The sequence below is a fragment of the Hydrogenophaga sp. LT287 genome (assembly GCF_055702805.1).
In genome coordinates this window covers 170,842-180,179 of sequence record NZ_JBVPZC010000005.1, presented here as the reverse complement: position 1 = coordinate 180,179, position 9,338 = coordinate 170,842, and the positions used below count along the sequence as shown (strand labels likewise).

Annotated in this window: 9 protein-coding genes; 5 read left to right on the top strand and 4 right to left on the bottom strand. The window is 59.1% G+C overall.

Going from position 1 to position 9,338, the window contains the following annotated elements; translation table 11 throughout:
- The coding region (locus AC0GNR_RS06820; protein ID WP_472900213.1) for an integrase core domain-containing protein at nucleotides 1-344 on the top strand (344 nt) is incomplete at its 5' end.
- Here the strand turns inward: AC0GNR_RS06820 and AC0GNR_RS06815 are convergent.
- The 4 genes from AC0GNR_RS06815 to AC0GNR_RS06800 all read right to left on the bottom strand — a co-directional run bounded on the left by AC0GNR_RS06815 (nucleotide 329) and on the right by AC0GNR_RS06800 (nucleotide 3,757).
- Nucleotides 329-859: a hypothetical protein gene (locus AC0GNR_RS06815; RefSeq protein ID WP_472900212.1), complete on the bottom strand. Its 531-nt coding sequence runs from the start codon at nucleotides 857-859 to the stop codon at nucleotides 329-331. The genes AC0GNR_RS06820 and AC0GNR_RS06815 overlap by 16 nt on opposite strands.
- A 208-nt stretch (nucleotides 860-1,067) precedes the next feature.
- A complete protein-coding gene (locus tag AC0GNR_RS06810) occupies nucleotides 1,068-1,754 on the bottom strand; it encodes a hypothetical protein (RefSeq protein WP_472900211.1) in 687 nt (228 codons plus the stop codon).
- Between the two features lie 334 nt (nucleotides 1,755-2,088).
- Nucleotides 2,089-3,477: a tyrosine-type recombinase/integrase gene (locus AC0GNR_RS06805; RefSeq protein ID WP_472900210.1), complete on the bottom strand. Its 1,389-nt coding sequence runs from the start codon at nucleotides 3,475-3,477 to the stop codon at nucleotides 2,089-2,091.
- Entirely contained in the window at nucleotides 3,470-3,757 is a 288-nt protein-coding gene (locus tag AC0GNR_RS06800) for a hypothetical protein (RefSeq protein WP_472900209.1), read from the bottom strand. The genes AC0GNR_RS06805 and AC0GNR_RS06800 overlap by 8 nt, the downstream gene beginning before the upstream one ends.
- A gap of 102 nt (nucleotides 3,758-3,859) precedes the next feature.
- On the opposite strand from AC0GNR_RS06800, the gene AC0GNR_RS06795 reads away from it, so the two are divergent.
- From AC0GNR_RS06795 to AC0GNR_RS06780, 4 genes are all read left to right on the top strand, one after another.
- Nucleotides 3,860-4,081: a helix-turn-helix domain-containing protein gene (locus AC0GNR_RS06795; protein ID WP_472900208.1), complete on the top strand. Its 222-nt coding sequence runs from the start codon at nucleotides 3,860-3,862 to the stop codon at nucleotides 4,079-4,081.
- A gap of 62 nt (nucleotides 4,082-4,143) precedes the next feature.
- Nucleotides 4,144-5,886, top strand: coding sequence for a type I restriction-modification system subunit M (locus tag AC0GNR_RS06790; protein ID WP_472900207.1), 1,743 nt, complete (start codon nucleotides 4,144-4,146; stop codon nucleotides 5,884-5,886).
- Nucleotides 5,883-7,196: a restriction endonuclease subunit S gene (locus tag AC0GNR_RS06785; RefSeq protein ID WP_472900206.1), complete on the top strand. Its 1,314-nt coding sequence runs from the start codon at nucleotides 5,883-5,885 to the stop codon at nucleotides 7,194-7,196. Before AC0GNR_RS06790 ends, AC0GNR_RS06785 begins: the two co-directional genes overlap by 4 nt.
- 24 nt (nucleotides 7,197-7,220) lie before the next feature.
- Nucleotides 7,221-9,338 carry a DUF4357 domain-containing protein gene (locus tag AC0GNR_RS06780; RefSeq protein WP_472900205.1) on the top strand — a complete coding sequence of 706 codons (2,118 nt, stop codon included), beginning with the start codon at nucleotides 7,221-7,223 and terminating at the stop codon, nucleotides 9,336-9,338.

Below are 9,338 nucleotides of genomic sequence, written 5' to 3'. Positions count from 1 at the left end.
ACAACCCATACGCCGAATCGCTGTTCAAGACCTTGAAGTACCGCCCGCAGCTGCCGCTCAAGCCGTTTGCCGATCTGATGCAGGCCAGGCGCTGGGTGACCGAGCTGGTGCACTGGTACAACGAGCAGCACAGGCACAGTGCAATCAGCTTCGTGACCCCCGCGCAGCGCCATGCACAGACCGATGAAGCTTTGCTGCACGCACGTGCTGCGGTCTATGAAAAAGCCAGGCAACAACATCCAGCGCGTTGGTCAGGAAACACCCGCAACTGGACCTTCATCGACGAGGTTCACCTAAACCCAGACAGCCCACAAACCAAGGAGTCCGATCAGAAGGCAGCTTGATTTGACAACCTCAGGCGACAACTAGCTTGACAACTTCCGCAGATGAACGAGCGCCCGCTCTGGCGCTCTTCACGGACCAGGGCCACACCACTCGCCAGGCTCAGCGGGTCGGTCAAGGACACTAAGCCGGTGCTGGTCTTGAGCACCAGCACCACCGGCTTGAAGCCCCTGGGTTGGGACACCGGGCGCAGGTCTAGCAAGTCACCCGCCGCTGTGCTGCTGAGCACCTGCTGGTTGCGGTGGTGATCCCGCCAGATGCTGCCGCCCAACAAGAAGGGCATGCACAGCCCCACGAGCAGCCAACGCTTGAGCGACTTCTGGTTCTCGGCGATCCGGCGGTTGAGAGCCTCCAGGTTTCGCGGGTACCCTTTTGCGAACGCCTGCATCGCCGGGGTCTGGTCTTCACCGTGTTGATGAGCGGGCCCCTCCTGAGGCGGCAAGTCTGTGGCGCGTTGCAATGGCTGCATACCTTCCTTTCGGCTTGGGGAAACAGATGTCGGATCATCATCAGACATGGAACCATGCCCTCCTGAAAACTCCACAGAATGTTGGTGAACCTCTGCGAAAGATGCAAGCCCGTGCTGGACGGAGCCAGCTGATCCGGGTCGAACGCCTGCGGGCAGCCCATCCCCAGGACGTGAACGAGGACATTGCCCGTTGGCTGGTCAACGCGGCGCATCGCAAACACCGCGGTCTCGCTGAGCGCGTGAGGCCACTCATTGCTCACGACAGGGACGTGCGTGGATCTGCCCACCCCTGGGCAGGCACCCAGAGATCGGTCAGGCGGAGTTGCGACAACTCCACCGCGCTGGCAATGCGTGCGATCTGTTCGGGATCCCCCTGCATGGAGCCTAGACCCAGGACCGCCGCCATGGCCTGCCCCTTGCCGTGGTGCTGGCGACTCAGATCCCTCACCGCATCTTCCAGCAAGCACGCCATCAGTTGGCGGGCACGGTGCGTGTCCACCTGTGTGGAGCCCTCGGACTTTTGGACAAAGGGGTGGGCGCAGTAAAACAAGCCGCAGGGGCGCACCAGGGCTGCCGCGTAGGCAAAGGTGCGCTCATAGGGACGCAGCAAATCCATGCGCTGCGCCGACCTGGCAGCGCGCTGCGCTTCTTGCATCGGGATCAACTGAACCACTTTGCCCCCGGTGGGGTTGGCCAGGTGCGGGTGCGGCAGGTGGGCGAGCTTGGGTTGAAAGTAGCTCTCGACCACCAGGTTGTCGGCAAACACCCTGTGGATAAACCGCTCCAGCAGCATGTCGCCAAACTGGGGCCGCTCGGCATGCAGACGGTTGCGCAACAGATCCACCCACTGTGGGTTCAAACGCGTGGGCTCGCTGGGTGAGTACAGCTCGGGCATATCGCTTACGGCACTGCTTGGAACGTCTTGCAGGGCTGGGTGAAACATGGGCCGCGCTGCACCGGCGACAGATTGGGCGATGGGAGTGGCGGCAGGAACGGCGGCAGGAATAGCAGTAGGGGTCGCGGTTTTGGCTCGCGTGGAGACTGCGCGTTGTGGTCGGGGGGTGGGCATGGGGGTGTTCATTGGGATTTCCTTGGTGTTGTGGCTGGCCGCTTGGCCGTGCTGCTCATGAATGGATCTCTTCAGATTCGGGCGCTGAACATGTTTGGGCAAAGCTCCGCCCTTCCCGCTGCCCGCTCGGTTGAAACGGCCGTGGCGGGTATGGCGGGTAAGGGGGTGACTGCCGCGTAGGTTTGGCTTGGCTTTACGGGTCTGGGTCTCAGTGCGCCGTTGGGCGCATCATGGTCGTCAGCCGCATCCCGCGAAGCCGTCCCGCCGAGGGCGGAGGCTGCGGGTCTCCGGGCTCCCGGCGGCTCTCACCGTTGGCCACGAAAACATATTCCGGGCTCTGCTCGGTGGCTTTCACCCGTGCCTTCTTGGTCCCCGCAGCGGGCTTGACCAGCTGACCTGTGACCGGTGCGACCGAGATGTGCTGCGCCAGCAGGCGCTCCATGGCCGAACCATCGCGTCGGGTCAGGTTGGGCACATAGCGGCTGTAAACCCGAAACAGCATTTCGGTGCTGGTGTGACCGAGCTGGCGCGCAATCCACTCCGGAGCCTCTCCCGAGGCCAGCCAGAGCGTGGCTGCGGTGTGGCGCATCTGGTAGGCCCTTCGGTGTGAGTACCCCAGGTGGCGCAGCAGGGGGCTCCAGACCCGGTTGAGAAAGTTCTGGTTGTCGATGGGTTTGCCCGCACGGCCACAGAACACGTAGTCCGAGCGTTTACCGGTGGCCTCAAACTGGGTCTTGAGCGCATCGAACACCAGCTGGTTCATCTGTATGTCGCGCATGCTGCCATCGGTCTTGAGCTCGTCTTCTTCGTTGAGCACGATGGACTCGCGCACCAGAATCAGTCGGCGCTCAAAGTCGATGTACTTCCACTTCAGGCCATGGACCTCCCCGGTGCGCATGCCGGTAAAAAAGCGCACCGTGAAATACTGTCGGTAGTCCACCCGCGCGGTGCTCAGGATGCTTTGCACTTCTTCCAGCGAGAACGGAAACACATCGCTGCGTTTCATCTTCAGCGGTTTGATGTTGCGGTAGGCAGAAGTAAACTCGAATCGGTCGGCTGCTTCGTTGAGGATCTGGCGCAGCGGTTTCATCACCGCATTGACGCGTCGGCTGGACAGAGGGGTAAGGCTTTTTCGGGTGGTGACTTTGGCGAGTGAAGCCCGAAATGCCAGCACATCTGCTTTGGTGATGTGGCCGACCTCCTTTTCTCCAAAGTAGGGGATCAGGTATTTGTCCAATGCACCCCGCTGGGTGATGGTGTAGCTGCGCCGCCAGCTCACCTCGGCCTCGGTAAACCACAGGTCCGCAAACGCCTTGAAAAGCGGCGTGCCAGTGGCCTTGCCCACCGACGTCGTGAACGTGCCCTCTTCCACTTCTGCACCATCTGCCTTGGCTGCTGGCAGTGCCCTTCCGAAGGTCTTTTGATAGTCGAAGCTACCGAGGGAGATTTCGGTTTCGATGCGGTCCAAGGCTTTTTGGAGGCGTTTTCGGTTGTTAATGTTGTCGGGCAACGTTGTGTATTCCCGCAGGCGTTGCCCAGCATGGCGAAAGTCCATGAAGAGCGTGCCCTTGCTCTCGTGGCGGCGAATACTACCCATGAAGCACACTCCCGTTGGCCATGGGGATCGAGCCGGAACCCAAAGCGGAATACTGCGCCATGTCGGTTTCAATGTGCTCCCAGATGTAGAGCGTCTTTCGCCCTCCGAACGGGCGGATGTAATGCCGCCCCTCCAGCAACACGCTGTCTTTCAGGCGGTCCCGGATGGTCCTGCTGTCGTACTTGATACGGGTCGACAGTTCGTCTGTCGTGAGATAGGTACAGGTGCTCACTTCACGCTCCTTAAGGATGATGGGACAATCAGGATTCAAAAAAGACATTCACTAAGCTTTTTTGTCATCCTGAATGACATTATGCGCGTCAATATGCCGCTGTCAAGGCTTTTTTGTCATCCTGAGTGATATTTTTTTACGGAGAGTGTCGTGATCAAGTGCCACCTGTCCCGACTGATGGGGGAGCGCAAGCTCAAGATCAGCGATGTCGCCCGGAGCACGGGCCTGCACCGCAACACGGTCACGCTGCTGTATCAAGAAACGGCCACGCGCATCGACCTAGAAGCCATCGACGCGCTCTGTCGGTATTTCAATGTCCCCGTCAACGAATTGCTTGAATACGTGGAAGACGCACCCGCCAAGGCCGCCTGAAGACTGAGCCACAACCAAATAACAAAACGTGCATGCCATGAGGCCGTGCACGCAGGGAAAACATGAACCAACAAACCCTCTCCGCCTTCATCTGGTCAGTCGCCGATCTTCTGCGGGGCAACTACAAACAGTCCGACTACGGCAAAGTCATCCTCCCATTCACGGTGCTGCGCCGGCTCGACTGCGTGCTGGAGCCCACCAAGGCCGCCGTACTGGCTGAGTTCGAAGCCCAGACCAAGGCAGGCCTGAACCCCGAACCGTTTCTGTTGCGCAAGGCCGGGCAGAGCTTCTACAACACGTCCCCGCTGGACATGAAGAAGCTCATGGGTGACCCCGACAACATCACCCACAACCTGTTCACCTACGTGCAGGGCTTTTCGCCCGCCGTGCGCGACATCTTTGACCACTTCGAACTCAACACCCAGGCCGAGCGCCTGTCCAAGGCCGGGCTGCTATACCAGGTGGCCGAGAAGTTCGCCCAGATCGACCTGCACCCCGACAAGGTCAGCAACATGCAGATGGGGCTGGTGTTTGAGGAGCTGATCCGCAAGTTCGCCGAAATCAGCAACGAAACCGCCGGGGAGCACTTCACCCCGCGCGAGGTCATCCGCCTCATGGTCAACCTCATCTTCATTGAGGACGACGACATTTTGAGCAAGCCCGGCGTGGTCCGTACCATTTACGACCCCACCGCCGGAACCGGCGGCATGCTCAGCGTGGCGGGCGAGTACCTGGCCGAGCACAACCCGCAGGCCCGGCTCACCGTGTTCGGACAGGAACTCAACCCCGAGTCCCACGCCATCTGCAAGGCCGACATGCTCATCAAAGGGCAAGACGTGACCAGCATCGCCTTTGGCAACACGCTCAACGACGACGGCCACGCCCACAAGAAGTTCGACTACATGCTGTCCAACCCGCCCTTCGGCGTGGAATGGAAGATGGTCGAAAAAGACGTGCGCAAGGAACACGAGCAACAAGGCTTCAACGGCCGCTTCGGCCCGGGCCTGCCCCGCGTGTCTGACGGCTCCATGCTCTTCCTGCTGCACCTGCTGAGCAAGATGCGCCCGGCCGCAGAAGGCGGCAGCCGCTTCGGCATCGTGCTCAACGGCTCACCTCTGTTCACCGGCGGCGCCGGCAGTGGCGAAAGCGAGATCCGCCGCTACGTGCTGGAAAACGACTTGGTGGAGGCCATCGTCGGCCTGCCCACCGACATGTTTTACAACACCGGCATCAGCACCTACGTGTGGATCATCAGCAACCGCAAACCCGCCGCGCGCAAGGGCAAGGTGCAGCTCATCGACGCCAGCGGCTACTGGCAGAAGATGCGCAAGAGCCTGGGCAGCAAACGCAAGGAACTGAGCGATGCCCACATCGAGCGCATCACCCAGCTTTTCGGCCAGTTCGTGGAGGCCGAAGAAGACGGCAAACCCATCAGCCGCATTTCTCCCAACCAGGCCTTCGGCTACACCACCATCACCGTGGAGCGCCCGCTACGGGACGAGCACGGCCAGCCCGTGCTGGGCAGCAAGGGCAAGCAGAAGGGCAAGCCCCAGCCCGACAGCGCCCTGCGCGACACCGAAAACGTACCGTTGAGCGAAGACGTGTTGGCCTACTTCAAGCGCGAAGTGCTGCCCCACGCACCCGACGCCTGGATCGATCACGAGAAGACCAAGGTGGGTTACGAAATCCCGTTCAACCGCCACTTCTACGTCTTCAAGCCGCCGCGCCCGCTGGCGGAGATTGACGCCGACCTGAAGCAGACCACTGACCGCATCCTCGACATGATCAAGGGGCTGTCAGCATGAGTTTTCCGCGGTATACGGCGTACAAGGAGAGTGGTGGCGGCTGGGTTTATCGCCTTCCTGCTCAATGGGACTTTCTATCTGGTAGGAGAGTATTCCGACAGGTGCGTGAAGTTCCTCTGAGTGACGATGTGCAACTCTCAGCGACCCAAAAGTATGGCGTTGTTCCGCAGACGCTTTACATGGAGTTGGAAGACCAAAAGGTGGCTTTGGCTCTTGGTGGGGTCGGAAATTTCAAGCGCGTCAGAGAAAACGACTTCGTCATCAGCTTGCGCAGTTTCCAAGGGGGTATCGAGCACAGCAAGTACAACGGCTGCGTAAGTCCTGCGTACACCGTGCTTCGCCCGATCATTCCTTGTCAGCAGACCTACTTTGCATATCTGCTGAAGTCCACTGGCTACGTTACTGCACTTCAGTCAGTCACGGACGGAATTCGTGACGGCAAGAATATCAGCTATGAGCAGTTCGGAGTAATTGGTCTACCGATTCCCTCGCTGGAAGAACAACGGGCGATCACCGCTTTCCTCGACCGCGAAACCGCCAAGATCGACGCGCTGGTGGCCGAGCAGGAACAGCTCATCGCGCTGCTCAAAGAAAAGCGCCAGGCCGTCATCTCCCACGCCGTGACCAAGGGGCTGGACCCGTCGGTGCCGATGAAGGACTCGGGCGTGGCGTGGCTGGGCGAGGTTCCGGCGCATTGGGAGGTGCGGCAGGTACGGAGCATCGCCAGCTTTCTAACCAGTGGGCCCCGCGGTTGGTCCGAACGAGTTGGCGATGAGGGTTCGCTATTTGTTCAAAGCGGCGACCTGACCGACGACCTCGGCATCGCGTTTTCGCAAGCAAAGCGGGTAGCCGTTGAAAACGATGCCGAGGCTGCACGCACCCGTTTGCTTGTCGGCGACGTGGTGGTTTGCATCACGGGCGCGAAGACCGGCAATGTGGCTGTGTGTGCCGCGGTCGAAGAAGACGCCTACATCAACCAGCATCTCTGTTTGATCAGGCCCACGACTGATGTCCTCCCCTGGTTTCTGGGCGTTTTCTTGAAATCGGACGCCGGCCAGAGGTACTTTGGCATTACACAGTACGGACTCAAGCAAGGGCTGAGTCTTGAGAACGTCAGGGCCACGCCACTGGTTGTGCCGCCAGTCTCTGAACAAGAAGATCTCATAGCTGCGGTGACGCATGCATCCGGGCAGATAGATCAGCTCATTGGCGAGGCCGTTCTATCCATTGAACTACTGCGAGAACGCCGCACTGCCCTGATCTCCGCCGCCGTCACCGGCCAGATCGACGTCCGATCAACTGCCCACTAAAACCGCTCATTCAGGGAGAGCAATGTGTCCGATACGCTAACCGCCAAAGAGCAATCGCTGTCGCAGATCTTCAGCGATGAATACGTTTTCACGATTCCCGGCTATCAACGCCCCTACTCATGGGGTCAAGATCAAGCCAGCGAGTTGCTCGATGACTTGTCGAGTGCATTGGCCGTAGCGCCGCAAGACCTTGCCGACGCTCAACCCTACTTCCTGGGCAGCATCGTCCTCATCAAGGGAAAAAGCTCTCCAGAGGCCACCGTCGTTGATGGTCAGCAGCGATTGACGACGCTCACTTTGTTGCTTTCCGCCTTGCGTGCCTGTGTGAATAACGGAGAGATGCAAGTCGGCATCACCTCCTGCATTTATGAGAAAGGGAATCTGGCCAAAGGGACGAAGGCAAGGTATCGCCTGTCCTTGCGTGATCGTGACCGCGACTTCTTCAAGCAATACGTGCAGCACGAAGGCGGCCTCGTGGACCTTGGCGGGCTGAACAGCAAACTTTCCGATGCGCAAAAGCGGCTGAAAGACAATGCTGGCGTCTTCATGGAAGAACTGGCCAAGCGGAGCGAACCCGAGTTGTTTCGCCTGGTGCAGTTCATCATGACCTCCTGTTACCTCGTGACGGTAGCGACCCCTGACCTTGATTCGGCGTATCGCATCTTCGGCGTGCTCAACAGCCGTGGCCTTGACCTGAGCGCCACGGATATCCTGAAGGCAGAGATCATCGGTGGCGTCGAGGACGAGCTACGAGACACCTACACGAAAAAGTGGGAAGACCAGGAAGACGATTTGGGTCGCGACGAATTTGGTGACTTGTTCAGTCACATCCGGATGGTGTATCGCAAAGCCAAGCCGCAAGCGACGCTGTTGAAAGAGTTCAAGGAACACGTCAGTCCGGCCAAGGCGCCCAAGTCTTTTATGGACGAAGTGCTGTTGCCCATGGCTCAGGCCTTCGGCGAGCTTCGAGATGCCAACTACGCCAGCACTAAGCATGCCGAACAAGTCAACGAGCATCTGAAGTGGCTCAATCGCCTGGAGTTCAAGGATTGGGTTCCCCCGGCCTTGGCCTTTTTCATACGGCACCGCGAATCGCCGGATCAGGTTCTTCAGTTTTTCATGGATCTGGAACGGCTTGGCTACGCGATGCTCGTGCGCAAAGCGGGCGTGAACGAACGGATCGAACGTTTTTCGACGCTCACCGCTGCGATTGAAAAGGACCAGGATCTCTTTGCATCGACATCGCCACTCCAACTGAGCCCGGCTGAACAGTTCGAAACCTATGCGGCTTTGAACGGACCTTTGTACGACACGCACTCGCCACGAGCACTTGCGGTGTTGCTACTGCGATTGGACAGGTTGCTCTCAGATGCTTCTGCCACCTATCAGCATGATGTGGTGTCTGTCGAGCATGTGATGCCACAACAGCCAGCACCCAACAGTCAGTGGCTCAACTGGGTTTCTGATCCACAAGATCATTCACGTTGGGTTCACCGCTTGGGCAACCTGACGTTATTGAGTCGCAAAAAGAACAGCGCGGCCAGCAACTATGAGTTTGAGAAAAAGAAAGCCGCCTATTTCACCAAGGGCGGTGTTTCGTCTTTCTCGCTGACCACACAAGTGCTCCAGCACCCTGAGTGGACCAAGCAGGTCATGCAGGATCGGCAAGCTGAACTGCTTGCCAAGCTGGAACTGCACTGGCGGTTAGAAGATCGTCAGAGCAAACAGCAGCAAGCTGAAGCGTTGCTGGTTGACCTGGAACAGACGGGCGATGACGCACTATTTGAGCTGGAAAGCTCACGTCATGGACTGGTAGCCAGCGCCCGCGAAGATGGCAAGACTTTCACGGTACTGGCCGGGTCACAAGCAAAGGTGGGTTGGAGCGGCCAAGCTCACTCATACCAGCAGCTTCGCGAAGATCTGAAAAACGCTGGTGATCTGGTTGTGTCGCCTGATGGAAGCCATCTGATCTTCGCCCATGATGTTGGTTTCAAGAGCCCCAGCGCGGCCTCGGCCGCGGTACTCGGAAGGACTGACAACGGCCGGACCAGTTGGCGCTTGAAGGGTACATCCATCACCTACGCTGCCTGGGAAGACAACCTGCCATCACATCAGCCGACCACCGGCCGCGGGGATATTTGA

Coding starts and splice junctions, on each gene's coding strand:
- AC0GNR_RS06815 (WP_472900212.1), bottom strand. CDS start 859: ATGTCTGATGATGATCCGACATCTGTTTCCCCAAGCCGAAAGGAAGGT.
- AC0GNR_RS06810 (WP_472900211.1), bottom strand. CDS start 1,754: ATGTTTCACCCAGCCCTGCAAGACGTTCCAAGCAGTGCCGTAAGCGAT.
- AC0GNR_RS06805 (WP_472900210.1), bottom strand. CDS start 3,477: ATGGGTAGTATTCGCCGCCACGAGAGCAAGGGCACGCTCTTCATGGAC.
- AC0GNR_RS06800 (WP_472900209.1), bottom strand. CDS start 3,757: ATGTCTTTTTTGAATCCTGATTGTCCCATCATCCTTAAGGAGCGTGAA.
- AC0GNR_RS06790 (WP_472900207.1), top strand. CDS start 4,144: ATGAACCAACAAACCCTCTCCGCCTTCATCTGGTCAGTCGCCGATCTT.
- AC0GNR_RS06785 (WP_472900206.1), top strand. CDS start 5,883: ATGAGTTTTCCGCGGTATACGGCGTACAAGGAGAGTGGTGGCGGCTGG.